The sequence below is a fragment of the Paenibacillus durus ATCC 35681 genome (assembly GCF_000993825.1).
Taxonomy (GTDB): domain Bacteria; phylum Bacillota; class Bacilli; order Paenibacillales; family Paenibacillaceae; genus Paenibacillus_AQ; species Paenibacillus_AQ durus_B.
Genome location: NZ_CP011114.1, coordinates 2352658 through 2377427 on the forward strand (window position 1 = coordinate 2352658; position 24770 = coordinate 2377427).

Genomic DNA, 24770 nt, shown 5'->3' on the forward strand with positions numbered 1-24770 from the left:
GAATACACTTGTTAAAAAAGAGGTACGTCGGCATAGGCTTTATTATATTGATTGCGAGTGCAGTCTTTCTATTGTACGCACTAAAGATCGGCCCATTCGGCGGTTCTGCCCACAAACCTGTGGAACAGGCTACTACGTCAATAAGCAACGAGAAGGCCGACGAGAAGAAAAAATTAACCATGATGGAAGCTTTGCGCCTTGGATATGAAGAGACAAAGAAGCACACAGAAGAAGAACCCCTGCTTATTAGTTTGACAAGTACTGATGATACTACTGTGCCGCAAGGAAAAACCGATGGTGCGGATGGAAAAAGGAATGCTTGGAATCTTCAGTTTGGTAACAAGAAGGGCAATATTAATGTTACCATATCGTTCAAAGATGGGAAAGTCGATTCTGAGGTGAAAAAGGACGACAACAATTCACTTCAGAAAGGGCAGTATGCAATTTCTAATATTAAAATTGATTCTCCCGAGGCAGTTAAAAAGGCGATTGAAGTACTAGGTATGCGGCCAGGGAATCCCGAAATTGAGGATGACTGGATCAAGGGGTATCATTTTAGTATCATGGGATTTATTACTGATCCAAACTCTTCCGAAAGTCGTTATCTTCTTAGAGTCATGGGAATCTCACCCAATTCCCCTAACAGTGAGAATGACAGCTTGAGGATGACCGTATTCTTCGATGTCAAAACCGGCGAAATATTGAACGCTTCCGAAATGACTGGTTATGACAAGGATGGTCGTACGAACTGGAAGGATGTTCAGCTTAAAAAGGCAGGCAATAAGTAAGAAAAAAGCAGTCCTCTTAGCGGAGGTACTGCTTTTTTCTTGGGCTTACTTCTTCAAAAAAAATCGGATTTTGTACATATGTCCATAGGAAGCGTTTACATCCTTTCAGGACAAGGCTTAAAGGTCACAGTAAATTCCCAGGTTAATCCAGATGTTTGTCCCTGGTGACAGCTACGCTGGTACTACCCATAAAGAGTACGAAGCTCATCCAGCTTACCTTTGATAAAATCTCTAAGCTCCTCCGGCAAAATGACCTCGGCGCAGCCGATCAGTTCCATGACGTCACGGCAGGCGGCTTCGTAACCATACATATTCACCGTAAGCAGAGCGACATTCTGCTCCCAGGCAGTATGCAGAATCTCCAGCTTGTTCCGCAAATTCACGTTTGGCTCTTTCACCCTAAGAATTACCGGATAATACTCCCTCTCTTGCCGCGACCGCCTAAAAGACTTATCGCTCCCTTTCCAATAATGTTCCAATGCGAAATCTGCCGGAATTTTAAACTTTTCCTCTAATGGTTCTGCCGCTGAAATTCGCTCGCATTTAAACGTCCGAACTTCCTCCGCCTCTTCGCAGTAGGCAGCCAGATACCATTCCCCCTGCTTCACCACCAGCCCGTAGGGCCGCACTTTCCGAATGGACAACTCCCCTCCCGGTTTGCGGTAATGGATCGTCAGCTTATGCGATTTCCACAGCGCGGCACGAACCGTTTCCAGGCAGGGAGCATCGGGGCGCTCGCGCCACCATGGCGTATCGTCAAAATAAAACCGGGACTTAGCCTTAAGCAAATCCGGTTTGTACTCATCCGGCAGCGTTTTTTCCAGCTTCAGCAGCGCACTTTGGAGCTTATGTCCGGATTCGGTTCCCGCGCCGGAATAAATGCCGAGTCCCGTCAGATACAGGTGAACTATGTCATCATTATGTAAACTTTTTAGATCAACTGTATACCCTTCCATCAGCGAAAGACCGCCGGACGGCCCCGGAGCACTTGTAATCGGAACACCGGCTTCGGCCAGCGTATCCACATCACGGTAAATCGAACGGACGGAGGTTTCCAGCGCATCCGCCAGCTCTTTTGCTTTCAGCTTCCCCCTTGATTCCAGCAGCAATAATATCGCAACCAGCCGATGCAGCCTCATAACGCCCCTCCTTTTATCAGCGGACAGAAAATTTCACAGACAACTCAAATCGTTGCCATTCTGCTGTCAACAATACAAGTATATCATAGAGCCAGAACAATTGAAGGAGTTGGAACTAATGAATGTAGCTGTACTCGGAACAGGATTTGGAGCGTATCATGCCAAGCTGCTGAAATCAATGGATGTGTGTGGACGGGTGGTCGTGTTCGGCAGGAACGATGCTAAGCTGGCGCAATTGGAGAAGGAGCTAAATGTAGAGATTGCCCGGGATATGGATGGAATTTTGCGCGATCCGGACATTGATGTCATCGACCTGTGCCTTCCGACCTCTCTTCACTGCGAGGTTGCGGTCAAGGCGCTTGAGCATGGAAAGCATGTGTTCTGCGAAACGCCCGTATGCTGCTCTGTGGAAGAGGCTGCGGCCATGCTGGATGCGGAAAGAAGCTCCGGCAAAAGAGTCCTCGTTAACCGGTTTATCCATTTTGACCCGGCTTACGCCTATTTGCGCGAATCCTGCCTGAAGGGTACATACGGCAAGCTGCTGTCTCTCACTTTAAAAAGGGAAACGCCGCCGCTCTGGGGCGATCTCGGCTTGGAATCTCTCCCCGTCAATCTGATGATTCACGAGTTGGATTTTATTAACGGAATTATGGATTGTCCGGAGCTTATCTCCGCCTGGGGAGCGGAATACAGGGATAAGCGGCAGGCAAACGTACGGGCGTTCTTCCGGGAGGGAAGTACTTTTGCAGAAATTATTTCTTCCTCTGGGATGCCTAACGGATATCCCTTTACGGTAGGTTATGAAGCGTATTTCGAGTCCGCCAAGCTGGTCTTTCATGAGAGCGACCGGGACGGTGCAGCAGAGCCGGTCCTGATTAAACATTCCGCTTCCGGTGGACAGCGCCTTGTTCTGGAAGAGGTCAACCCTTACGCCAAAAGCCTTGAGCACGCGCTGCAAAGCTTCGGGCAGAAGCCCGATTCGCTCCTTTCCTTGGAGAAGGCCGCCAAGTCTCTGGCAACCGCGCTGGAAATCCGGCGGAAAATAAAACAAAAGTAGCTTGTGCTTTTCCAGCGATTAGGATATTCTGTTAGAGACAACATCATAGACACGGGAGCTCGGAAACAGCCGGGCTGAGAGGATGGCCCTATGCCATCGACCGTAATACCTGATCTGGGTAATGCCAGCGGAGGAATCGTCACAGGCTTTGTATGTTCAAAGACCGCTTCTTTCGGATGCGGTCTTTTTTGCGTACCTGGTCTCCTCTGACGGTTCATACTAATTGGAGGAGGAAATGAAATGACAAGTCAAAGTCAAAAAGTGTATGTAGAGGGTTCGCGGGAGGATATTCGGGTACCCATGCGCGAGATTACGCTGAGCGATACTGCCGGGGTTGACGGCGTATCGGAAAATGCCCCCGTGCGGGTATACGACGCAAGCGGCCCCTACACCGATTGCCAAGTCGTTGCGGATATTCGCGAAGGGCTGCCCCCGCTCCGCCGGAACTGGATTTTGGAACGAGGGGATATCGAGGAATACGAGGGCCGGAACGTAAAGCCGGAGGATAATGGATTAAGAAGCGAGGAACAGGATGCTTCCACAGAGATTTTTCCAGGATTGAGACGGAAGCCGCTGCGAGCCAAGAGTGGAGCCAATGTTACGCAGATGCACTATGCCCGCAAAGGCATCATTACACCGGAGATGGAGTTCATTGCCATCCGTGAAAATGTCGATCCAGCGTTTGTCCGGGATGAAGTCGCCAGCGGCAGAGCCATTATTCCTTGTAATATCAATCATCCGGAAAGCGAGCCGATGATCATCGGGCGGAACTTCCTGGTCAAGATTAACGCCAATATCGGAAACTCCGCAGTCTCCTCCTCAATCGAAGAAGAAGTGGAGAAAATGCGCTGGGCGACCCATTGGGGCTCGGATACGATTATGGATCTTTCGACAGGCCGCCATATTCACACAACCCGGGAATGGATTATCCGCAACTCCCCGGTTCCGGTCGGTACAGTACCGCTGTATCAAGCGCTGGAAAAGGTCGACGGCAAGGCGCATGAGCTGAGCTGGGAAATTTTTCGCGATACGCTGATTGAACAGGCCGAGCAAGGCGTCGACTATTTCACGATCCATGCGGGCGTGCTGCTGCGCTATGTCCCTTTGACCGCAAAAAGGGTTACCGGCATTGTGTCCCGGGGCGGCTCGATCATGGCGGCCTGGTGCCTCGCCCATCATCAGGAGAACTTCCTGTATACCCATTTTGAAGAAATCTGTGAAATCATGAAGACGTACGACATCGCATTCTCTCTTGGAGACGGTCTGCGGCCGGGTTCCATCGCCGATGCCAATGACGAAGCGCAGTTCGCCGAGCTGGACACCCTGGGCGAGCTGACCGAAATTGCCTGGAAGCATGATGTCCAGGTTATGATTGAAGGCCCGGGCCATGTTCCGATGCACAAAATCAAAGAAAATGTCGACCGCCAAATGGAAGTGTGCAAGGAAGCTCCTTTTTACACGTTGGGGCCGCTCACGACAGATATTGCGCCGGGCTACGACCACATTACTTCCGCCATCGGCGCGGCAATGATCGGCTGGTTCGGCACCGCCATGCTCTGCTACGTGACGCCCAAAGAGCATCTGGGCCTCCCGAACAAGGACGATGTCCGTGAAGGCGTCATCGCCTACAAGATCGCAGCGCACGCGGCCGATCTCGCCAAAGGGCATCCCGGAGCCCAGATGCGGGACGACGCGCTGTCCAAAGCCCGGTTCGAATTCCGCTGGAAGGACCAATTCCAGCTGTCGCTCGATCCCGAGCGGGCGATTGAGTATCACGACGAGACTTTGCCCGCGGAGGGCGCCAAGACCGCGCATTTCTGTTCCATGTGCGGACCGAAATTTTGCAGCATGAGAATCACGCAGGATATCCGGGAGTATGCCAAGCAGCATAATCTGGAGGACAGCGAAGCGATTGAGCGTGGAATGAAAGAGAAATCGCAGCAGTTTGCGGAGGCGGAGCACGGGTTGTATCGGTAATATGTAAGTGAATCGGTTGTAATGAAGCGGCAGTCTGAAGCCAAAAGCTTTGGACTGCCGCTGTTTTTTGCGGAATCGCACTTCGATCAAAATCTAAATTGATTCCTATCAGTATTGGCCGTTAATTTTGAACGACGTTGGATACTCGTTATCGATATCATTTCCTCCGGAGATCAGGAAGTCGGCTTGGTATCCGCGTCTCCGAAATCAATCAGATATTCCCCTCAAAATGATGGATCTAAACTACTGGCAAAAGGTGCTATGGAACTTAAGTTTAAGAAAAAAACTCAAGGGGCAGAGGATTTTGCGAGAATAGATTCATATGAAGATATTGAATGTCTAGAGCATTGTTTAGATCGTAATTATGAAACTGCATATTTTTGTATGATAGCCGATAACAATATTTACTCTAGAGAGTCAAAACTAGGAACAACAGGGGATATTTTTTTCAATGCGAAATGGATATACACCACCCGTTAATATTCCAATTTCAAACCCTAATTGTAAAGGAAGACAAGATATAATTGTAACTCTAAGAAAAGATCATGTTTTTAATTGGGATTCTGACGGAAAATACATATATTTATGCATGCCAATTCATCGTAGCTTCAGATAACAATATATTATGCGAACCATTTTTCGCCCTTATAGAAATGCCGAAACCCTATGCCCCGCAAGGCATTCCCCGTTTTGCTCATGGGATACAGTCGGCCGGTTTGGGACCCAGAGTGCTTGTCCTCCAAAAAAGTAACGGCCTGTGACCTGCAGTTCCCGTATGGAACACACAGATTCACAGGCCAAGTTCATTTTCATTCATGGTGGTGGCCGCTAGGCCATGGTAGTTTGGGACAGCCTCGGTTAACCGTCAAGCTTAATATGAGACTATACTTGGATTTACACTCTACTAGTTCTTCTCTTAAGAATAATAAAAGCCCCAATTGCAACCACCACGATAGCTACACCAATAAGGATGTATGAGGTGTTAGTGTTATAAGTTGTTTCTGACAGTTGACCGCCTCTTTGCTGTTCTGCAGCAGAAGTGTTCTGGTTCTTAAAAAAGTTAATTATATCATCTGTTGATTTGTAATTGTCATTACCTAATGCATTCAATGATTTGGCCTGCTGTTGTGGAACTGAAGAAAGTATTACGTCCTTCCCATTGCTTTCAGCCGCAAAATAGTAGGCTAATCCTCCTTGAAATACTCTGGCTGTCCCATATTCTTTTTCAATCTTGGCTCTAGCTGCACCAAAATTTGATGCGTTACCTCCCACCTGAACCACTTTAAACTGTCCGTTTTCTTGTCCGATTGTCAAGAAATTTTTCGGAGAACCATTAAGGTCAATGGTAAAGATCCAAGTGTTTGTATCGGTTGAATAATCGGTGAGTTTTTTACTTGCATTGCCAAATAATCCTTTATCAATTGCATAAAGTTTGGCACCCTTACCAAGTTGGACTTTGCTAACTTCATCTGCGTTTGAATATCCATAATCCGTAGGTGTCATTGAAGCCTCAGCAATGAAAGACTTCAATCCTTGATCTGCTGCCTGTTGGACTTCGGCGGGAATAACCTCATTGTCCCCCGATGACGCAAAAGCACTGGTGCTGAATATGCAAAATAGGCAAAGAGCTAAACAAAGGATTTTTTTCATAGTTGAGGCCTCCTTAATTATGAATATTATAAAGCGTGCCGTCCCAAACGTGACCAGTTCCATTTACAACCCAACTATAGCTTGCCTTATTTAAGGAACCGTCAGCAGGGTCCAGGTAATACACCCAGTCTGTACTATCGGTTAAGTGAGAATTGTCTATACCTTTTATCAATAAAGCATGTCCGCCGCCAGAGGTCCATGACCAGCCTGCATAAATCGGGTGCTTATTGTCTGCAATTTCAGCAACAACATTGGTATAGGATAATGCCCAAGTTATTTGGGTGCTACTTATGCCATAACTACTTAGCCCAGATTTTACCTCTGCATCCGATGCAGGATTATTTACAGCAGCACCCTTTACCTTTTTTACGAAGTCGGTCTGAGTTACAGACTTCCCGTAATAATTTAGAATTCCTTGCGATACTGCTGCCCAGCACCAATTAGTTTGTTCTTGTTTTTGAATACCGGCCCCAATTGCCGCGAGTCCTGAAAAGGCAAAGGACGTTTGGACAACCAACAAAGATATAACTAAGAAGGAACCAAAAATCGCCAGTACTTTCCGTCTTGTTTTCATTTTTTCTCCTCCAAACGTGTTTTTAGCTTTTACTTGGGTTAACTTTGTTTTAAATAAGGAATAAATACCTCCCATCATAGTTTTTATCTTTAAACTTCATGTATCAACTAAATTGTAGCATATAAAGCTTGTCGAATTATTCTCATCTTATTGATTTTTTCGACAATATTTACTTTTTCTGTTATATGAAGATTTTCAAGTGACAGCTCACTTCTAAAGACGATTTAGACCTTCCGTGATTAATAAGTAGCCAACGCCTTTAACCACGAGTATAAAATTTTGAATATCCAACTTAGTGTCAAATTTCTTTCTTAAGCGACTCACGTAAACATGAAGCTCATGACGAGTCAAGTGTGGCTGGTATGTCTGCAGTTCATTTAATAATCGGTTGTAAGTAACGATATGTCCGGGATTAGTCGCAAGTGTTTGAAGCAGCCTGGTTTCAGTGGGGGTCAAAGAACAAGGCAGACCATCCTTGACTAAAATTGCTCTATCTAGATCAATATAACAATCGTTACGCAAGTGTATTAACTTAGACATTGGCTTCTCCCCTAGATATTTACTCAAATTAATACCATTTTAAGGTTTTTAAGGTTAAGGAATACATATATATTAACGTAATGGACAGCAAATATGTTTCGTTAATTAATTTTAAAGAAAGATGATCGCCTGTTTTGGACTAGCTTTTAATCTAACTGTTCTTCACATCTATTCTTCTAGCGAGAATTGAGGTCTGTCCCAATTGAAGGCAGGCCCGCCATTAGGAGGCAATGACTTCGCAGAACGCTGACCTCACCCCTTAGCGTCCCGGCTCTGGCGTTTTCGTTGGCAGAGAGGGGCCTGGAAGACTGCTGCCGATGGCTGTTCCGTCTAGCGCTCGGGACGAGCGTAACAGTACAATTAAGTTGTAGTCCCCGACAAGGAGAAACCATCGTAAATAATAACGATGCTCCGCTGTTTGCAGGTAAAAACCGTACACATCCTTACTCCATCCGCCGGGGATGCGGGCTTCCGGGTGCTGACTACAAAAGTGGAGAATACGTCTTCGGCTTTGCAGCACACCCCGATCTCCCCCAGCTCCGCCTCGAAAGCTGGAGTTTACAGGGGGGACGCTGTGTAAACCAATTCACCCAAAATTCCTCGCCCGAGCGGCTGAAATCGGAATGATAAAACACAACATCGTCGTCCAGTAGCGCGTTTTTGTATTGCAGGTGCGGTTGGCTGATGTCTTTATTGCGAATGGTTTCGATATTGAAATTGACCACGATATACCCATCTCTTAGAAAAACAGGCGTATTGTCGTCCAGCCGATGAGTGTGTCCATATTCGGCCAGATTGAAGCCTGCTGGCACGACGTAAAGCGCAGCCGGAAGACTGTATTCGCTGTACCACCGCTGCACGAAAGCATTAACCCGAGCCGTGTCGATGCCGGACGGCACCTGCATGCTCCCGATAAATGTCCGAAGTTGAGGGGCAACTTCAATCCGTCATTGCCGCCCACATAGATTTGCTTCTGCTTAGCCTCCTTCAAAAACTGCTGGATGAACGACGCTTGATTGCCCGAGGAACCGTTCAGGCTCCACAAGGAACCGGCTGTGTTCATCAGCTCCTGCTGCGATACATTGCGCAGCGGGTATCCAGCGTAACCAGCCGTTACTCGGTAACCTCCGCAGAGCCAATACGAATAAACCACTTATTATAGGGAGTTAACACTCTAGGGTTGTCTGCTGAATCCGCTTCTCCGAAATGCCTCTTGCAGACCAAGGGCCGTATGGCCGCAGCGCAAATACGGTGTTATCCGAAGTATACTTGATTCAACTTGCAAATAAAAAACTCTTCAATACTTTGAAGCATATGAACATGTTTTCTTTGTCCAATATATGCCTTACCTGTCCAATTACTTAGTTCTGCTGTTTTTAAATTTTTATACTTTTCTCGCATAATATATAACTTGATTGATTTACCTCTCATTAAGTAACAAAATAATACGTTTTTGAAGGATTCACGAATATGGAACTATCCAGTTTGTCACACCCCTCATGCTTATATTTAACCCTGCACATCTTTCTCCCTCCCACTCTTGACCCACAGCTTGGAAATATCCAGAAACCCGAATGAGCCTGTATGCAGGCCGAGCAGGCTCTGGCTGAGCTTCGCTCTTTTGTTGAGATGGCAGCCGTGGAGCATCCAGAAATTGTCCCGGGCAAGCTGTTCCGCTTGAAGCAGGCTGGCGGCGCGTTTCTGCGGGGGAAGCTGAAAGACATTTTCCAGTTCGCGGTCCAATAAATCGGTATCCCTACAGTTTAACATTAGGTGAAGGTAGTTCTGTTCATTTTTGTAAAAATTCATCATCCCCCATTCCCAGTCATCCTCCAGCACCTCTTCCGCAAGGAGTAAATCGGCTTCCTGCAGAACATGCTCATGATCCCTGCTGTCAAGCGGGTGCAGCATAAGGTTTAATCCGACTGCGCGGCATCTTTTTTGCAGCCATTCGGCTTCCTGGCTTTCCTCCTTCTTGGGCGGATAGGCCAGTCTTAACGGCTCATCTGCATATCCCGCACGGCGCAGCAGCTCCGCGGCTTCGGCTAGATTTCTCTCCTCCACCCACCGCTCTTTGCTGACCCAAGGCAGGAAGCTGTCTGCAGGTATGTAGCGGCTTCTCCCGAGTTCACGAATCAGCGCGACCCGGTCATATGCGATGCGCAGAGCCTCGCGGATCTCCTTCCGGTGATGCACCCCTTCCCGTCGCAAATTGAACACGATATACCGGCAGCCGAGCGCCGGGTAGTCGATGCTGCTGTTATATTGGTTCCAAGGCATAAGGTCGTCGCTATCCGCGCCGGAAAGCTCGTACTGCCGGTCATTGCCTGTCTTCTCGGGAAAAAACCAGATTTCCACCTTATCCAGCAGCGGCCGGATGGCGTAATAGTCATCAAATGCGGTAAGCGTGAGCACATCTTCATTCAGATTGGCCACACGGAAAGGGCCGGTACCGACTGGGATACCCGAGAAGCTGACGTCGCCCGGTAGAATGGACATGTACAAACTTCCGGCTACATGTAAAAAGAACAGGTTCGGACGGCTTAGGCAAAAGCAAATCGTATAATCGCCTTCCGTTCTCACCTCTTCTATGTCCCGGTACTGCCACAGCGACGGGCTGTCCACTTGAAACAGCCTTTCCAATGTATATTTAACATCGCCGGCAGTTAATGTCCGTCCATGATGAAAACGAACCCCTTTTCGCAGATAAAACGTCCAGCGGGTATAATCTTCACTGTGCTCCCACGTATGGGCAAGCCCCGGAAGGAAGCTGCCGCTTGCGGCTTCATAGCTCACCAGCGTATTGCAGACTTGTCCGATGATGTATGCTTCAAATGCCGTAAACACAAAAGCCGGGTCCAGCCTCTCCAAATGGCGGTTCCGCATCATACGCAGCACATCCTGCCCCGAAGAAGCTTCCGGTTCGCTGTGAAAGCCCATTTGCCGGTTTAGCTCCGTCCACAGCCTTTCTCTTAGGAGACTGCTCACCTCGGGCGCTCCGATCAGCTCAATCGCTTCCTTCATTTTTCCTTTTGCGAGCAGCTCCTGAAAAGTCTCTTCCCATATTTCTTCCGTACTCCGCAAAAAAGTTAACAACGAAGTATGCCCTCTTCCCCTGCCAGCCTTCCACGAGATCAGCTCCTTCTCCTCCAGCCGCCGTAGAATAAACTTGACGTTGCGGGGAGTGCAGGACAGCAGTTCGGACAATTGCTCAATCGTCACGCGAACCGGCTCCTCCGGTCTTCCGGGAGATTGCAGAGCAGTTGCCAACCGCATAAAATGGGCGTCACTCAGTTCCACCTACCTCACTCCTTTAAAGGTGAAATCATTCCATGTAAGATTTCACTTTTCCTTCCCCTTTTTTGTATTACAATTATACCCATGTCCCCAGTCGGATGACAAGATACAACTTTGAAGGAGAAGCATCATGAAGCAAACATTACGCCATGTCCATCCCCTCGCATGGACCATCATTATCGGGACGATGTTCGGAAGGCTGGTCACCTCGATGAGCATCCCCTTTCTTTCCATTTATTTGACCAAAGTACTGGGCGCATCGCCGACGCAGACTGGGTTGACCATAGCGGTCAGCTCGCTGGCCGGAGTCTCGATATCTTTCTATGGCGGCTACATCTCGGATATTATCGGGCGCAAAAAGGTGATGCTGGTGTCGATTTTCAGCTGGGCCTTAGTGTTCGTCGGCTTTGCTGTGGCTGGACATCTGTGGGTGTTTCTGATTGTCAATACGCTTAACGGATTATGCCGCGCCGTCTTCGAGCCAACCTCAAGGGTGCTGCTGTCGGATATTACCCCCGCAGAGCATAAGCTGCTGGTCTTTAATCTGCGCTATGCTGCGGTCAATCTGGGTGTCGTCTTCGGTCCGATCATCGGCCTGCAGCTTGGTTCGGCAAAATCGACTTTTCCGTTCCTGATCGCCGCCATCATCTATATCGCCTACGGACTCGTGCTTGTTCTGCAGTTTGCCCTTCATGGCAAGAATTTGCCGGCTCGTTCCGTATCCAAGGCCCCTCGGCTGCGCGAAGCGCTCGCCGTAACAAGCCGTGACCGCGTGTTTCTGCCGATCCTACTAGGTACAATCTTTTGTGTACTGGGGTACGGCCACTTCGACTCGACACTGGCGCAGTATTTGGCGCTCAACACCCATTTCGCAGATGGGGGAAAAGCCTTCTCCTACATGCTGTCGCTAAATGCGATTACGGTACTCGTCGTCCAATATCCCGTTGTGCGGACAGCCCGCCATTTTCCGCCGGTCGTCCCGCTGATCCTCGGCAATATATGCGTCGTGGCCGCTTTGATTCTGTTCGGTCTGGCCGGCGGCCTGCCTCTGCTTATGTTCAGCGTCGTGTTGTTCACGATTGGCGAAGTGCTGCTATTCACGATGATGGACATGCTGATTGACCGGGTCGCGAAGCCGGAATGGAAAGGGACTTACTTCGGAACCATCGGTTTCAACGGTATAGGCAGCGTTATGGCGCCGATACTTGGCGGCCTGCTGCTTGACCATTTGGGCCCGGAACATGGACTCGCTATATTCATCCCACTGGCTCTCATGACTGCGCTTGGTCTGCCCTTTCTCTTGACTGCGCACCGTCGCCTGACAGCACGGGAGAGATCCATCAACCTCCAGTATGTTTTAGACCGGAAGTGTTGAAGGCTCGCAGATTTTCGAATAGTAATATCTGAAACGGGAGGGGAGACTATCATCAAGAATAAAATAGGCTGCCTTTTAAGGGCAGCCGTTTTCTAGTTATATCTTTATTTGCGAACGGAGAGAATGAACTTCTCCAGTGATCCTGTATCGGTAATACTCTGATTACATACTTGATTATCCATGCATACGTATTGACCAATGGCAGCATAATTATCCGGCGAAGGGATCGCAGGCTTGGTCTTGACCAAGAAGAATGCAAGCTCATGATGCCGATTACAGAACAGGCAATACCCTTTCTTGTTTGTCGGCGTAATTTTCCCCTCGATACCGATGAACTGTCCTTCGAACGGATATACAATGAATAATCTGTTCGCGGCAATATCCACCCAACTGAGGTACGTCACAAATCGAAAGTCGATTGAACCCAGATCAGGTACTTTCAGTTTCTTATTCTTAGAGAACAGCTTCTGAATCTGTTGTAGCGTAATCGGTGGATATGACTCCAGGTATGGTTCTAATTCGGTAAGATATCTTTGGAAATCGTATGCCGTCTCGAAGGTCGATATTTGTTCCAGCATCTTCTGCTGATTCTCTGTTAGGTAAGGAAATGCTTCAATAATGTTCGTCACGGAGCGATACCTTACGGTTTCCAGGACACTCCGATCCGCTACATTTCGCAATGTATTCTGAATGAATTCCGCTTGTTTCTTAATGACATTATATTGATGGTTTCTAATAAATGGTTTACTCATAGCTCTTCAGCCCCTTATTTTTCATAAAAGATCATAAGGTGCAAAGCCCGCTATAAGAAACGATAAAATTCAGTTTGGGCGATAAAATCTAGCATTCATCCTACCGCACCCCACGCAAAGTATCGCCCTAAATCAGGCTTTGCATGAGGACTTCCTAGTTAATGAGCAATTCAGCATTGCCACAGTAAAACCCCCAATCACAAATTATGAGAAAAGTATAACAAAAATCCCCAATATGAACAATCTATCTCTTTGGGTGAATCGGCATCTCTCTATTTGAAAATGCTATAACTCTGCTTTTCAAAATTCATAATTGTCCGTTTATTTTCTCGAAGCATCAAGCAATAGAATCGGTTATGAGGGGTGCTTCGGCAGCCTTTTTCCTTTCTGAATTGTATTGCGGGAGAGGTAAATGGTTTGATTGGGGCTGTGCTGCAAGGGAGAGAACGGATTCATGTTTTCCTAGTATGAATTTTTCACATATTGAAATATAGGAATTAGAGTGATGACCGGAGCGAACATTGGTTCACCATGTTTTCAGTATTAGTTTACATAATATTTATTATGTAAACTATATAGCAATTCCTGCTTGTCTCCCTCAGGCTTAACTCATAGAGATTTGTTGTGAATTTTTCATATAATTAAATGTTGGAAAAAGAGAAAGCCGCCCTTATGGACGGCAGCTACACGGCTCTGAACGCAGCGCCTCCCTCTCCTGCTAACAACTTTACATTAAGCTGAAGAATGGTCAGGATTGGGTTACGCCTGCTTTTTTATAGGATGATGGCTTGCGAAACAGACACGGATCAGCCGATCGGCTGGTGGTCCTTCACCATACTGTTCTTGTTCAAAATATTATCTTCCAGCACAGCGAATTTGTCGCCGTATTCTTTGATGATATGTCTCTCCCCCCATGCACAGAGCGAATCCAGAATCGATTTCAGGCTCCAACCGTACTCGCTCAGCTCATATTCCACCTTGGGCGGAACCTGATTGTAGCAGATTCGGTTGACGACGCCGTTCTCTTCCAATTCTCTAAGCTGTTGGGTCAGCATTTTTTGCGTGATTGCCGGCATAAGACGCTTCAGGTCACTCGTCCGTTTCTTGCCGTGCGTAAGATGGCACAGAATGACACATTTCCACTTCCCGCCGATGATTTCAAGAGTCGCTTCTACCGGAATATTATATTTCTTTTGAGTCATTGTTCACTGCCTCCATAAAGAAATTGTCTTGAATAGGAACTAAAAAGTACCTATAGTACTTAAAAGTACGTACTGTTCAATAATAATCGTTGGATACATAATAACACTATCGGCCGGTAATTACCACACTGAAATGGACAGAATGTAAAAGAAATCCAACAAAAAAGGCAGGAAAACTCCGCGCCTGGTGCTGGAAATAAATGGGCATCGCCTCTCGAAACAGAAACTGTTCTTCAAAAAAACATATAATCACTGGAGGATTTCAAGAATGATAGAAAACCTGCAAAGCAAGGCAACACTTCAAGGCGGGGTTCAAATGCCCTGGTTCGGGCTTGGCGTATTTCAAGTGGAGGAAGGCTCAGAGCTGGTTGAAGCGGTAAAATCGGCAATAAAGCACGGGTATCGCAGCATTGATACAGCCGCCATTTACGGCAATGAGAGCGGCGTCGGCCAAGGCATTCGCGAGGCTCTTTCCGAGAACAATCTTTCCAGAGAAGATCTGTTCATAACTTCCAAGGTCTGGAATTCCGATCTGGGATATGCCGAAACGCTGGCCGCTTATGAGACGAGCCTGAGCAAGCTGGGTCTTGATTATCTCGATCTTTATCTCATTCACTGGCCGGTAGCGGGCAAATATAAAGAAGCTTGGAGAGCGCTGGAGACTTTGTACAAAGAAGGCCGCGTTAAAGCGATCGGAGTGAGCAATTTCCAAATCCATCATCTGGAGGACCTGTTTGCGGACGCCGAAATTAAGCCTATGGTGAACCAGGTGGAGTTCCATCCTTATCTTTCACAAAAAGAGCTGCTTCAATTCTCCCGCGAAAATGGTATTCAGCTGGAAGCGTGGGCGCCGTTAATGCAGGGCGGGCTGCTCTCTCAACCGCTTCTGCAAGCAATAGCCGCAAAATACGGTAAATCGGTCCCTCAAATCATTTTACGCTGGGATTTGCAGCACGGAGTCATTACCATCCCAAAGTCAACCAAAGAACATCGCATTATTGAAAATGCTTCGGTCTTCGACTTTGAACTGACTCAGGATGAGATGAACCAAATCGATGCCCTGAACCAAAACCGCCGCGTCGGCCCTGACCCGGATAACTTTGATTTCTGATTCCTTAGCTGCACCCCCGCTTTTAGCATTTGAAAAGGCGGGGGTTTTTTAATATTCCGCATGAATTCTATTCCGAATTTTTCATATGATGAATTTTGAAACATATCAAGCGAAGCATCCTAGACTTACATTTTCTGTAGCAGAACTTTTATTGAATCTTAGATCGTTCCATTTAGTTTACATAATATTTATTATGTAATCTGTCAGATTACTTCGCCTGCCGCTGCCCTTCCACCTTTGCCCGAGAGCCAACCCGGAAGAACAGTTTCAACAAGGGAGGAACGGCGAAGAAGATAAAAAAAGTCCGGAATAGCTGGTATCCGGCCACCATCGGCAGATCCGCATTCACTTCGTGGGCGATGAGACTCATTTGATCCATGCCGCCGGGGGCCATGCTCAACAGCGCTGTCGCCGGGGAGGCGTCATTATTCACTCTTAGAAGCATGCTTAAGAACCAGGCTCCTGTAATCAGCAGCACACTGCTTCCTATAGCCAGCAGAAGAGTTCGCAGCATATTCTTCAGATTCGCCGGCTTCAGGAGTAGTCCGACATAAACGCCGATCATCAGCTGCGCGGCAGCCAAGAGAACGGCCGGAAGCGATGGTCCGGATAGTCCGCAAATCTGTAGGACTGCTGTACCAATGGCGGGCCCAAGCAGATATGGAGTCGGAAATTTAACCCTGCTGCCTGCTAGTGCGCAAACGACGCACACAAGAGCAAAAGGAATGATATCGGGGAACAAGCTGCTCCAGGTCGCATGAGCTGAGGCTAGAGCCGGGATGACATCCGATTCACCGCGGTTCAAACCGCTTAACGGGCCGAATACGAGCAAAGGTACGGATACAATAATCATCATTAGACGAATGACCTGGATAACTGTCACGACCGTGATATCGATTCCTCTGGTCTCTTCCGCCAAAATAATCATCTGAGTTAGGCCGCCGGGAATGCTTCCGAGCAGCACCGTTTTGTAGTCGATACCGGACAGCTTAGCTACGGCGGCGGCAATCCCGGCGCACAATATGATTAACGCCGAGGTCATCATGAGCATGCTGGGCAGTTCAATGGAGATCTCTTTGAGTGCCGTCGCGGTCATCGCGAGTCCTATGGTATAGCCGACGATAATCATCCCTGTATTTCTCGCCGCAGGGGGCCAGACAAAATAACCTTTTGTCAAATTGGAACCGATCAGCGCCGCCAGCATAGGTCCGAGCAGCCAAGGAATAGGCAGATGCAGCAGCTTGAATAAGACTCCTCCGATAGCCCCGGTCAGCAGAGTAACAGCGAATCTGACATTCGAATTATTTCGCAATCGTTTTTGCATTTCTAATTCTCTACTCCTATCGCAATCTCATTCATCGCAGCAGCTTGGAAACGAAATGATCGATCCGGTTCGTATATAATCTGCCTCTATCGCCGCTTTTGCCTGTCACCGCCCGGTAGACCAGCCTTTCCGCAAGCGACAGCTTGCTAAATTTCACTTCGCTGCCCAGCACTTCCGCAGCCTTGGCTTTCAAATACAGACTCTCCGGAAAAGAACGCAGCAGCTCCAGCCCGGCTTTATCCTCCGATTCGCCCGCACAAATAAACAAGCCGATTCGCTTGTCTGCCAGAGCCGTTATCTCCCGGTCTACGAACTCGGACATTTGTTTCTGGATTTTCCCGTAATAGATGGACCCGCCCATAATCACGGTATCAAATCCGGCTAAGGAAGGTGGAGGAGTATGCATTAAATTGACGGCTTCCGTCCCTTCTCCCATCCGCGATTGCAAAGCTAGAGCCGCTTGTTCGGCACAGCCATGCCGTGAAGTATAGAGAATAATGGCTTTCATGGGCTATCTTCCTCTCTGCGAACATTTTTCAACAAGACGGTCATGCAGCAGATCATACCGATATTAAAAGCCGGAAACAGAATCATCTCCACCGGAGATACATATACCCCCGCCCAAACCATTGCCGCCAGCATAGCCGAAATGGAAGTCAGCAATGTCAAAGCCTTCACGATGACGACCGACGCGAGCAAATAGCCGAAGGATTTCCTACGAATGAGCATCACTCCGGCCAGAACGGAGCTTGGAACGAGAATACCCAGATCCATAGCCTGAATGACCAAGGTGCTGTAATGCTCCAAGCCCTGCGGCGGCGAACCCGAAGTAAGCGAACCCGCTATTTTGCCCAGCCAGAGCATCGCCACAGCAAAAGCTATCAACAGCAGGTAAGCTCCGATTACTCTAACGGGAAGACCTGGCCCAAAATGCCCGGAAATCCGGTTGTAGTCGAAAGACGCCATCGTTAATATGAATGCATAAAGACTTAGCGACATTAAAGCCACATAGATGAGAAATAAGGCATTGTAAGACAGAAAGGAGTAGGACATATACGTGTATAAAAAGTAGCCAAGCGTCCCGATCAACAGCAGTCTTCCCCTAAAGCTTCCCCTCACCGACAGCGTCACAGAAACCGCTAGCAGTGGTATGCCCACAAACAGGGTGACGGCGTCCTGACCTCTTGCCTGAGCGGCCATGGATACCGAGTCGTTTTGATACACACCACGGCCATCGAGCACCACCTGTTCTCCCCTTACGGAAGTAAACATATGCCTGCCCGTTCCTCCGCCGGAAAATAGACCATATCCCACCGCAACCGCTGCCAGCACGATAATCAGTACGGACAAAAATGATACGATCTTTCCATTTTTCATCAGCTTCCCTAACGCCTCCGCCCGTTTCTTATAAATGGCCGACCATAATCAGCGTCGTCTCCAGATAATGCTGGATTAACCGCTCTTTCTGTTCCACAGGAAGATCCTTCTCCATCGTCAGACGCAGAATTAGCCCGAACGCCCCGCTCCAGATCACCTGAGCCGTACGCTCCAGATCATCTTCATCCTTCTCTTTCAGATGCTCGAAGCTGCGGAGCAGCCGGAAGAGCAAGTTTAGCGCCTCTCGCTGCGACGAAGCCCCGCGAAACAGCACTGCCGTATGGGACAGAACGGAAGGAGATTCGTTAAGCATAATGTCCCGGTAACGGACGCCGTCCGCAAGTGAAGTCTCTATATAACGCCGCATCGTCTGCGCGAATACAAGCTCCGGTCGTGTCTCCTTAGCACTAACAGTATTCAGGTCCGACACCATCTTCAGATAGCCGTGCTCCAGGAGCTGTTCAATAATGGCTTCCTTGCCTGCAAAATAGTGATAAATAATGCCCGGCGAATATTCGATGTGCTTCGCAATCTTCCGGATGGACAAGCCTTCCAGCCCTTCCTCCGCCGCGATGAGGCCTGCCGCATCCAAAATCGCCTGCCGCATCTCATCCCGTTCACGCTCCTGCCGCTCCTGGCGTTTCGTCATGGTTCGAGCCTCCTTTCAATTGTCGTTAAATAGTGTTTAGTACGTTGAACACCGTTCAGTATAGTGTTTGCCCGGATTGCTGTCAATGAGCTTTTTCCCCATCGCATTTGCATGTGTAAGCTTGTTGAATAAAAAAAAGGCAACCCGGTTGAATACCAGATTGCCGTACCTGCTCCTGTCTGTTTATTTATTGACCCTGCCGACGTTCAGGGTGCTGAAATATTGGCTCGGGTTGCCCTGACGCGAATTGAATTTTTCCAGGAAAGCTCCGTTCGTATAATCGCCGATCACCCTGTGCCAGAAGGTGCGGGCAGGCGAGTTGGCGCGAATCTGGGATACCTTCCAATCTCCCGGGAACATATCGAACAGCAGATGCGCCGCCCATGTTCCGACGCCGGAACGGCGGTATTTGGGCATCACAAAAAACTCCGTCATATAAAACTGTCCTTCGCTGCTTCGCAGCAGCCGGTCAACGAGCGCAAAGCCTGCCGGACGATTATCGCATGTAATAAGATAAGCATATTTGTTATGGCCGCTGCTCCAGTAAGCTTCCAGGCCCGGATATGCAGGGTATTCCCCATCGGGGTTCACATCCAGGTCCAGGTATCGTGTGAAGTCGTACAGATAGAACTGCATCAGTCTGCTGATAATCTGCTTCCGTTCGGCAGGAACGAGTTCGAGTCCAAGTTCCAAGGGATTCACCTCTGTATGTCCTTTTTTGCTATTATTTCACATGATATAACTTTGCACCCTCCGGAGCAAGGCGGGAAGCTAAAAGAAAATCCAATCGGAACATGATAAAATAATAGGCAGAACGAAGAATCTGTGAGAAAAGGTGACCTCATGAGCATTCAAAAACAGAGCGACCGCAAACATCTGGAGCTAAAGCTGCCATCGATGCCTTGGTTCGTACAGCAATTTATCGATTACAAGCTGCCGGACCTCTCTCCTTCTACCCTGCTGGAATACGTGCGGGATTATGAATCCTTTTTCGGTTGGCTGCGCACGGAAGGATTGTCGGAGGCCGCAAGCAATGCGGAAATTACACTGCTGGACCTGGAGACGCTCCATATGGACAGCATTGTCGGCTACCGGCTGCACCTGACCACCCGAACGGAAGGGACGAATTCAAAAATTACCGTTTCAAGAAAGCTGTCCTCCCTCCGCTCCCTGTTTCATTACCTCAGCCAGATCGCCGAAGACGAGAACTTCTATCCCTTGCTCAAGCGCAACATCATGGCCAAGGTTGAGATCAAGCGCATTCACAAGCCGAAGGATACCGCGGCCAGGCTGAAAGGAAAAATACTGGAGGAGGATGAGCTGCTCGAATTTGTCGGCTACATCCTTGAAGGCTATGGACATGATGTGGAAGACAATAAGCAGGCGTATTACGCTTTCCAATTGAACCGCGAGCGGGATGCCTGCATTGCAGGCCTTATCCTCAACTCGGGGCTGCGCGTATCGGAAATCGTCAATATGAATACGGACGACCTGGATCTGGGCAACAAGCTGCTGTATGTGTTCCGCAAAGGCCATAATGACGAGACCTTTAAGACGCCTGTGTACTTCCGCGAGCAGGCCAAGGATGATCTGCAGCTGTATTTGAGCCTCCGGCAGTCCCGCTACAACACGCCCAAGAAGGAAAAAGCGCTGTTCGTGACGAAGCCCAACGGCAGCCAGGAAGGCAAGCGGATGACCAAACGCGCCATTCAAGCCATGATCATCAAGTACGCCAAGCGGTTCGGCAAGCCCTACTTAACCGTTCACAAGCTGCGGCACTCTTTCGCTACCGACTATTATTTGCAAAATGATATTTATAAAACAAAGGAGCAGCTCGGGCATGCTTCCACCGAGACGACCGAGGTATATGCCCACTTGACCGACAAGACGATGTCCGAAGCCATTGAGCGGCGGATCGAGTCCTAATCCAATCGGCGGCTTCGCCGTATCCATCCGGGGATGCGCGAAAAGCCGCCTTTTTCCGCTTGATGAACGGTTGCAGGCGGCCTGAGCAGGTGCAGCTTTTGGCGATATGTAGGATTATGCGGATATGACGGATTATGCGATTCCTATTGTTGTGAATTTTTCATATATTGAAATTTTGAAAAAAGATTCGTTCCCGCCATAAATATTCGGCGATTGCGGACGTATCGTTGATTCCAAACCACCGCTGCCCGGGCGGAAGATCTTCCGCGATGGACCCAGGAAGTTCTCCCCAGATTGCCGACGCCGCTACTCCATGCAGCCGTGAAGCCAGTTCCAAATCCGCTTCATTCCGTAACAGCACGATCTTGGGATAGGGTTCCTCCTTGAAGCCTTCCACAAGCACATAATCGTAATGCATAAAAGCCTGTATCAATTCCGCCAGCTCTCTGCTCCTGGATTCATAAATAAAGGACTGGTCTTTCCCCGTGATGGCAACCGCCCCGGCGCCCGCTTCACGCTGCTTCCACGTATCCGTTCCCGGACGGTCGGTCTCAAAGCCGTGGACATCATGTTTAATAACGGCAACGCTGCACCCCTTCGCTTTAAGCAGCGGGATCAATTCGCAAATAAGCGTTGTTTTACCGCTGTTTTTGTAGCCGACAACCTGGCAGACCGCTGGCCGGAAGGATGATGTCCCGCTCTTCCCACTCCTGTCCGCATGACCGCTTCGGGCGTCCGCATGAGCGCCGGAAGCCGGCAAAGGTACGGATGCGGGCACTCTCCTCATCCGCCCCGCCCGCCGCCCCCCCTGCCAGAGACCATTCCTCTGCTACCCAGAAGCCTCCTCATGGCAGCTTAATCACCTGGACCTTCGTCCCGGCGGCCAATCCGCGTTCTTCGGGAGGCACGATGATCAGACAATCGCTGTCCTTGATCGTGACCATGACAGACGATGCATCAAGTGCGGCCGGATAAGCATAGACGCTCCCGTCCCGAACCTCCAGACGCCCTCTCACAAAGCGGGTATAATTGTTGACCTTGGAATACTCGGCGCCAAGGATCACAGTCCATTCCGGAAGGAACGGTTCCGCTGCCCCCTGCATGGAAGCAATGGCCGGACGGGCGAACAGCTGGAAGGCGATATAGCTGGCGCCGGGATTGCCGGAGAGTGCAAGCAGCACCTTGCCGCCCCGTACTGCGGCTGTAGTGACGCTGCCGGGCCGCATGGCGATTTTGTTGAACAGCATGTCCCCCGTTTCTTCGCGCACCAGGTCGCCCATTATATCATAATCGCCGACTGACACTCCTCCGGTCGTAATCACAAGGTCGTACGTTTCCAGGGCCATTTGCACCTTGCTCCGGGCAAGATCGAGATCGTCGGCAATGGCGCCAAGCATTACCGGCTCGCCCCCCGCTTCTCTTACCAGCGCCTCCAACATCGGGGAATTGCTGTTGCGGATTTTGCCAGGCTGAAGCGGCTCCTTCACATCCAGCAGTTCACTGCCTGTAGCGAATACGCCGACCTTGGGCCTGCGGATAACCGGCACACCGGATATGCCGAACGTCGCCAGCACGGCGATGTCTCCTGCCGCAATCTTACGGCCAGCCGATAGTACGGTCTCGCCCTCGCTTATCTCCAGACCCCGAGGTGTCACATTGCGGCCGCTTACAATCGGCTTGCGGATACCGACATGAGATATGCCGTCAAGCTCGCGTGTTTCCGTCGCCTCCAGCATGACGACGGCGTCGGCGCCCTCCGGCACCTGCGCCCCGGTCATAATCCGCGCCGCCGTTCCAGGGATAATCGCTCCGGACGGCACCGAGCCGCAGGGGATATTGTCGACTACTTTCAACCATACTGTCTCGCCTTCGCGGCAGTTCTCCGTATCCGCAGCGACTACAGCATAGCCGTCCATTCCCGAACGATTGAACGCGGGGAAAGGATGCGGAGCCGCTATATTTTCCGCCAAATATCGCCCCTGGGCCTCTTCAAGCGGAACGGTCTCGCTCGCAAGCCGTGCGGCGTAAGCCAGTATTCTCTTCTGAGCATCCTGCACCTGGAGCGCCTTTCTCCCAAACTTATTGTCCACTGATTCCCGGTTTACCATTAGTGGTTCCTCCCGATTCTGTTCTTTATCATGTAACCGCTAAATATTGCCAAACACAGAATTCTCGCTCTATTGTATCACACTGAATGTGATGTTCCGAGCCCAGTAAATGGCGCATAGGCAGTTCATGACATAGAAAAAGCAGGAATACGCAAAGGCATCCTGCTTATCGTTGTGTCCAACTTTCAATTTTTGATTCCGGCGCTTACGCGCCCCGGATTACTCTCACGTCGCCGGGAATGATTTTTTCTCCTTCGTACAGCATAAAGCGCCCGTTCTGCCATTCGATCCGGAGCAATTGCCCCTCGTCAGACTGGTACTGCCATACATGCTGGTCGCCCGCGTTCATAAAAGAGGTCTGTCCCGAAACGGACACATGTCCCTCATACTCTTCCTCCAGATAATATACAATATCATCCAAGTTCATCGTTGCGGGAACCTCCGTTAGACTATCCAGACGGCCGTCAATAGCCTTATACAGCGCATATCGCAGCTCTTCCCTCTGCTCAATATGCAAATAGGCGATTGCCGTGCCATCTCGCAGCGTCAACAGTGCGGCATTCCGGCTGAAATTGCTTACACGCCCCGTCACCTCGTAGGTGACGAGCGAGACTTCGCAAATATCACCGGGCGCCAGCTGCAGCATGCTCTTTTCCCGCAGCGGCGGTTCATCCTTCGCGAATAAATTGCCAATACGCTTCCATATACTCATCAAGGTATCCTCCCTCTCATGAACACGTCATTGCACACAAAAGGAGAAACGGCGCCGCCGTCTCTCCTCCGCCTGCATACCCGGACCGCTAACCTTCGCGGGAGTTCCCGTTATTGTTTCTCGTATTGCTTCATCAAGGCGGCGAGTTCGTCTTCCACTCCCTGATCCTTGTTCAGCTTCTCGAACTCTTCATCCAGCGATTTGTCCCGAGCGCTCATCTCGTTGCTCGCTTCCGCCTGCGCTTCGGCCTGAAGCATCTTCTCTTCCATCCGCTTCAGTCCGGCAGTGGCGGAATCGGAGCTGAACCCGCTCATCGCTTTATTGATTTCGGTCTGTGCCTTTGCAGCGTTATAGCGGGCGACCAGCGTCTCGCGCTTGCTCTTCATTTGATTAAGCTGCTTGCGCATTTCTTCCAGCTTCGCCCGCAAATTGTCCGCGGAAGCCTTGTTCTGGTCGTAGCTGGTCTTGTATTCCGTCAGCTTGCCTTCGGCGATCTTCTTCTCTTCCAGAGCCCGGCGGGCGAGGTCGACGTTGCCTGCCTGCGCAGCGGTATGCGCCTGCTGGGTGCGCTTATTCACCAGCGCTTCCTGCTCTTCGTAAAGCTGCTTGAATTTCTTCTCGATAGCGATTTGGGCGGCTACCGCTTTCTCCGCATCCTCCAGATCCTCTGTCATATCACGGATATATTGGTCGGTCATCTTGATCGGATCTTCAGCTTTGTCAATAATTGCATTGATATTGGATAAGGTCAAATCGCGCAATCTTTTAAAAATCGACATGGTTCATTCCTCCAAAAGATGGTTTATAAATGCTCGTTGATATGTTGTACGCAAGAAAAAGCGGGCGCGTTTCATTTTTTAAAGCTTGTCCGCCAAATATTTTTCCACCTTGCGCTCTACAATCTCTACCACCTGTGCGATTTGTTCTTTGGACAGATCGTCGTAATGAATTCCCATGACAACCGTTACCGTTCTGTTCAGCGCTTCGGCAACCCTGATGGCGACCGATTCGCTGATAGTATGCTCCTTATGCCCCGGCACGGCCGAAGTCGCCGCCGAAATGCCGTTCCCGCCCGGATAAGCGGTGCTGGCAGCGCCGATATGCCGGACTCCGCCTGTAATCAGCAGCAAAATATCTTGTCCCACCGCCGTTTCGGACAACAGGATATCTCCCGGATCAAAGGCTCCCGAAGACACGGGCATTCCCTCCCCT

At 49.5% G+C, this 24770-nt stretch carries 25 protein-coding genes and 1 riboswitch; of the genes, 7 read left to right on the plus strand and 18 right to left on the minus strand.

Annotated elements, in window-relative coordinates:
* Positions 1-8: 8 nt before the first annotated feature.
* A complete protein-coding gene (locus VK70_RS10770; protein ID WP_025694680.1) occupies positions 9-788 on the plus strand; it encodes a hypothetical protein in 780 nt (259 codons plus the stop codon).
* Between the two features lie 182 nt (positions 789-970).
* On the opposite strand, the gene VK70_RS10775 is transcribed toward VK70_RS10770, so the two are convergent.
* Positions 971-1927, minus strand: coding sequence for a helix-turn-helix transcriptional regulator (locus VK70_RS10775; RefSeq protein WP_025694679.1), 957 nt, complete (start codon positions 1925-1927; stop codon positions 971-973).
* 118 nt (positions 1928-2045) lie between these two features.
* On the opposite strand from VK70_RS10775, the gene VK70_RS10780 reads away from it, so the two are divergent.
* From VK70_RS10780 to VK70_RS10790, 3 genes are all read left to right on the plus strand, one after another.
* Entirely contained in the window at positions 2046-2984 is a 939-nt protein-coding gene (locus VK70_RS10780) for a Gfo/Idh/MocA family protein (protein ID WP_025694678.1), read from the plus strand.
* A 41-nt stretch (positions 2985-3025) separates the two neighbouring features.
* Positions 3026-3139, plus strand: a riboswitch (TPP riboswitch).
* Between the two features lie 85 nt (positions 3140-3224).
* The gene (gene thiC, locus VK70_RS10785) at positions 3225-4961 is read left to right on the plus strand and encodes a phosphomethylpyrimidine synthase ThiC (RefSeq protein ID WP_025694677.1); all 1737 of its coding nucleotides are present in this window, start codon (positions 3225-3227) and stop codon (positions 4959-4961) included.
* A gap of 186 nt (positions 4962-5147) precedes the next feature.
* Positions 5148-5441 carry a hypothetical protein gene (locus VK70_RS10790; protein WP_025694676.1) on the plus strand — a complete coding sequence of 98 codons (294 nt, stop codon included), beginning with the start codon at positions 5148-5150 and terminating at the stop codon, positions 5439-5441.
* A gap of 414 nt (positions 5442-5855) precedes the next feature.
* Here VK70_RS10790 and VK70_RS10800 read toward each other — a convergent pair whose 3' ends face one another.
* The 5 genes from VK70_RS10800 to VK70_RS10820 form a co-directional block, all read right to left on the minus strand.
* A complete protein-coding gene (locus tag VK70_RS10800) occupies positions 5856-6611 on the minus strand; it encodes a hypothetical protein (RefSeq protein WP_025694674.1) in 756 nt (251 codons plus the stop codon).
* 13 nt (positions 6612-6624) lie between these two features.
* Positions 6625-7185 carry a papain-like cysteine protease family protein gene (locus tag VK70_RS10805; protein WP_025694673.1) on the minus strand — a complete coding sequence of 187 codons (561 nt, stop codon included), beginning with the start codon at positions 7183-7185 and terminating at the stop codon, positions 6625-6627.
* Positions 7186-7398: 213 nt separating this feature from the next.
* Positions 7399-7725 carry a winged helix-turn-helix domain-containing protein gene (locus VK70_RS29520; protein ID WP_025694672.1) on the minus strand — a complete coding sequence of 109 codons (327 nt, stop codon included), beginning with the start codon at positions 7723-7725 and terminating at the stop codon, positions 7399-7401.
* Between the two features lie 482 nt (positions 7726-8207).
* The gene (locus tag VK70_RS28615) at positions 8208-8630 is read right to left on the minus strand and encodes a hypothetical protein (protein ID WP_025694671.1); all 423 of its coding nucleotides are present in this window, start codon (positions 8628-8630) and stop codon (positions 8208-8210) included.
* 604 nt (positions 8631-9234) lie between these two features.
* Positions 9235-11025, minus strand: a complete 1791-nt coding sequence (locus tag VK70_RS10820; RefSeq protein WP_025694670.1) for an ABC transporter substrate-binding protein — start codon at positions 11023-11025, stop codon at positions 9235-9237.
* 127 nt (positions 11026-11152) lie between these two features.
* On the opposite strand from VK70_RS10820, the gene VK70_RS10825 reads away from it, so the two are divergent.
* Positions 11153-12397 (plus strand): MDR family MFS transporter, encoded by a 1245-nt coding sequence (locus VK70_RS10825; RefSeq protein WP_025694669.1) that lies wholly within the window; start codon positions 11153-11155, stop codon positions 12395-12397.
* A 104-nt stretch (positions 12398-12501) separates the two neighbouring features.
* On the opposite strand, the gene VK70_RS10830 is transcribed toward VK70_RS10825, so the two are convergent.
* The gene (locus VK70_RS10830) at positions 12502-13149 is read right to left on the minus strand and encodes a FusB/FusC family EF-G-binding protein (protein WP_025694668.1); all 648 of its coding nucleotides are present in this window, start codon (positions 13147-13149) and stop codon (positions 12502-12504) included.
* A gap of 806 nt (positions 13150-13955) precedes the next feature.
* Positions 13956-14351 carry a winged helix-turn-helix transcriptional regulator gene (locus VK70_RS10835; protein WP_025694667.1) on the minus strand — a complete coding sequence of 132 codons (396 nt, stop codon included), beginning with the start codon at positions 14349-14351 and terminating at the stop codon, positions 13956-13958.
* A 268-nt stretch (positions 14352-14619) separates the two neighbouring features.
* Here VK70_RS10835 and VK70_RS10840 point away from each other — a divergent pair, with 268 nt between their 5' ends.
* Positions 14620-15462 carry an aldo/keto reductase gene (locus VK70_RS10840; protein WP_025694666.1) on the plus strand — a complete coding sequence of 281 codons (843 nt, stop codon included), beginning with the start codon at positions 14620-14622 and terminating at the stop codon, positions 15460-15462.
* Between the two features lie 208 nt (positions 15463-15670).
* Here the strand turns inward: VK70_RS10840 and VK70_RS10845 are convergent, their stop codons facing one another.
* The 5 genes from VK70_RS10845 to VK70_RS10865 all read right to left on the minus strand — a co-directional run bounded on the left by VK70_RS10845 (position 15671) and on the right by VK70_RS10865 (position 19505).
* Positions 15671-16786: an AbrB family transcriptional regulator gene (locus tag VK70_RS10845; protein WP_025694665.1), complete on the minus strand. Its 1116-nt coding sequence runs from the start codon at positions 16784-16786 to the stop codon at positions 15671-15673.
* A gap of 31 nt (positions 16787-16817) precedes the next feature.
* A complete protein-coding gene (locus VK70_RS26470; RefSeq protein ID WP_025694664.1) occupies positions 16818-17294 on the minus strand; it encodes a flavodoxin domain-containing protein in 477 nt (158 codons plus the stop codon).
* Positions 17291-18163 carry a hypothetical protein gene (locus tag VK70_RS10855; RefSeq protein ID WP_025694663.1) on the minus strand — a complete coding sequence of 291 codons (873 nt, stop codon included), beginning with the start codon at positions 18161-18163 and terminating at the stop codon, positions 17291-17293. The genes VK70_RS26470 and VK70_RS10855 overlap by 4 nt, the downstream gene beginning before the upstream one ends.
* Positions 18164-18191: 28 nt before the next feature.
* Positions 18192-18812: a TetR/AcrR family transcriptional regulator gene (locus tag VK70_RS10860; protein ID WP_025694662.1), complete on the minus strand. Its 621-nt coding sequence runs from the start codon at positions 18810-18812 to the stop codon at positions 18192-18194.
* Positions 18813-18995: 183 nt separating this feature from the next.
* Positions 18996-19505: a GNAT family N-acetyltransferase gene (locus tag VK70_RS10865; protein ID WP_025694661.1), complete on the minus strand. Its 510-nt coding sequence runs from the start codon at positions 19503-19505 to the stop codon at positions 18996-18998.
* 150 nt (positions 19506-19655) lie between these two features.
* On the opposite strand from VK70_RS10865, the gene xerS reads away from it, so the two are divergent.
* The gene (xerS, locus tag VK70_RS10870) at positions 19656-20738 is read left to right on the plus strand and encodes a tyrosine recombinase XerS (protein WP_046723263.1); all 1083 of its coding nucleotides are present in this window, start codon (positions 19656-19658) and stop codon (positions 20736-20738) included.
* A 160-nt stretch (positions 20739-20898) separates the two neighbouring features.
* Here xerS and mobB read toward each other — a convergent pair whose 3' ends face one another.
* The 5 genes from mobB to lpdD form a co-directional block, all read right to left on the minus strand.
* A complete protein-coding gene (mobB, locus tag VK70_RS10875) occupies positions 20899-21525 on the minus strand; it encodes a molybdopterin-guanine dinucleotide biosynthesis protein B (protein ID WP_082210227.1) in 627 nt (208 codons plus the stop codon).
* Between the two features lie 58 nt (positions 21526-21583).
* Positions 21584-22846 (minus strand): molybdopterin molybdotransferase MoeA, encoded by a 1263-nt coding sequence (locus VK70_RS10880; protein ID WP_046723265.1) that lies wholly within the window; start codon positions 22844-22846, stop codon positions 21584-21586.
* 205 nt (positions 22847-23051) lie between these two features.
* Positions 23052-23558: a DUF4178 domain-containing protein gene (locus VK70_RS10885; protein WP_025695720.1), complete on the minus strand. Its 507-nt coding sequence runs from the start codon at positions 23556-23558 to the stop codon at positions 23052-23054.
* Between the two features lie 110 nt (positions 23559-23668).
* Positions 23669-24337 (minus strand): PspA/IM30 family protein, encoded by a 669-nt coding sequence (locus tag VK70_RS10890; protein WP_025695719.1) that lies wholly within the window; start codon positions 24335-24337, stop codon positions 23669-23671.
* Positions 24338-24415: 78 nt separating this feature from the next.
* Entirely contained in the window at positions 24416-24754 is a 339-nt protein-coding gene (gene lpdD / locus VK70_RS10895) for a prenylated flavin chaperone LpdD (protein ID WP_025695718.1), read from the minus strand.
* Positions 24755-24770: the final 16 nt, after the last annotated feature.

Excerpts from the sequence above, each read along its gene's own strand:
- VK70_RS29520 (WP_025694672.1), bottom strand. The coding sequence starts at position 7,725 with ATGTCTAAGTTAATACACTTGCGTAACGATTGTTATATTGATCTAGAT.
- VK70_RS10830 (WP_025694668.1), bottom strand. The coding sequence starts at position 13,149 with ATGAGTAAACCATTTATTAGAAACCATCAATATAATGTCATTAAGAAA.
- VK70_RS28615 (WP_025694671.1), bottom strand. The coding sequence starts at position 8,630 with ATGCAGGTGCCGTCCGGCATCGACACGGCTCGGGTTAATGCTTTCGTG.
- VK70_RS10835 (WP_025694667.1), bottom strand. The coding sequence starts at position 14,351 with ATGACTCAAAAGAAATATAATATTCCGGTAGAAGCGACTCTTGAAATC.
- VK70_RS10780 (WP_025694678.1), top strand. The coding sequence starts at position 2,046 with ATGAATGTAGCTGTACTCGGAACAGGATTTGGAGCGTATCATGCCAAG.
- VK70_RS10800 (WP_025694674.1), bottom strand. The coding sequence starts at position 6,611 with ATGAAAAAAATCCTTTGTTTAGCTCTTTGCCTATTTTGCATATTCAGC.
- mobB (WP_082210227.1), bottom strand. The coding sequence starts at position 21,525 with ATGAGGAGAGTGCCCGCATCCGTACCTTTGCCGGCTTCCGGCGCTCAT.
- VK70_RS10845 (WP_025694665.1), bottom strand. The coding sequence starts at position 16,786 with ATGCAAAAACGATTGCGAAATAATTCGAATGTCAGATTCGCTGTTACT.
- VK70_RS10855 (WP_025694663.1), bottom strand. The coding sequence starts at position 18,163 with ATGAAAAATGGAAAGATCGTATCATTTTTGTCCGTACTGATTATCGTG.
- VK70_RS10885 (WP_025695720.1), bottom strand. The coding sequence starts at position 23,558 with ATGAGTATATGGAAGCGTATTGGCAATTTATTCGCGAAGGATGAACCG.
- VK70_RS10805 (WP_025694673.1), bottom strand. The coding sequence starts at position 7,185 with ATGAAAACAAGACGGAAAGTACTGGCGATTTTTGGTTCCTTCTTAGTT.
- VK70_RS26470 (WP_025694664.1), bottom strand. The coding sequence starts at position 17,294 with ATGAAAGCCATTATTCTCTATACTTCACGGCATGGCTGTGCCGAACAA.
- VK70_RS10825 (WP_025694669.1), top strand. The coding sequence starts at position 11,153 with ATGAAGCAAACATTACGCCATGTCCATCCCCTCGCATGGACCATCATT.
- VK70_RS10890 (WP_025695719.1), bottom strand. The coding sequence starts at position 24,337 with ATGTCGATTTTTAAAAGATTGCGCGATTTGACCTTATCCAATATCAAT.
- VK70_RS10840 (WP_025694666.1), top strand. The coding sequence starts at position 14,620 with ATGATAGAAAACCTGCAAAGCAAGGCAACACTTCAAGGCGGGGTTCAA.
- VK70_RS10860 (WP_025694662.1), bottom strand. The coding sequence starts at position 18,812 with ATGACGAAACGCCAGGAGCGGCAGGAGCGTGAACGGGATGAGATGCGG.
- xerS (WP_046723263.1), top strand. The coding sequence starts at position 19,656 with ATGAGCATTCAAAAACAGAGCGACCGCAAACATCTGGAGCTAAAGCTG.
- thiC (WP_025694677.1), top strand. The coding sequence starts at position 3,225 with ATGACAAGTCAAAGTCAAAAAGTGTATGTAGAGGGTTCGCGGGAGGAT.
- VK70_RS10880 (WP_046723265.1), bottom strand. The coding sequence starts at position 22,846 with ATGGTAAACCGGGAATCAGTGGACAATAAGTTTGGGAGAAAGGCGCTC.
- VK70_RS10775 (WP_025694679.1), bottom strand. The coding sequence starts at position 1,927 with ATGAGGCTGCATCGGCTGGTTGCGATATTATTGCTGCTGGAATCAAGG.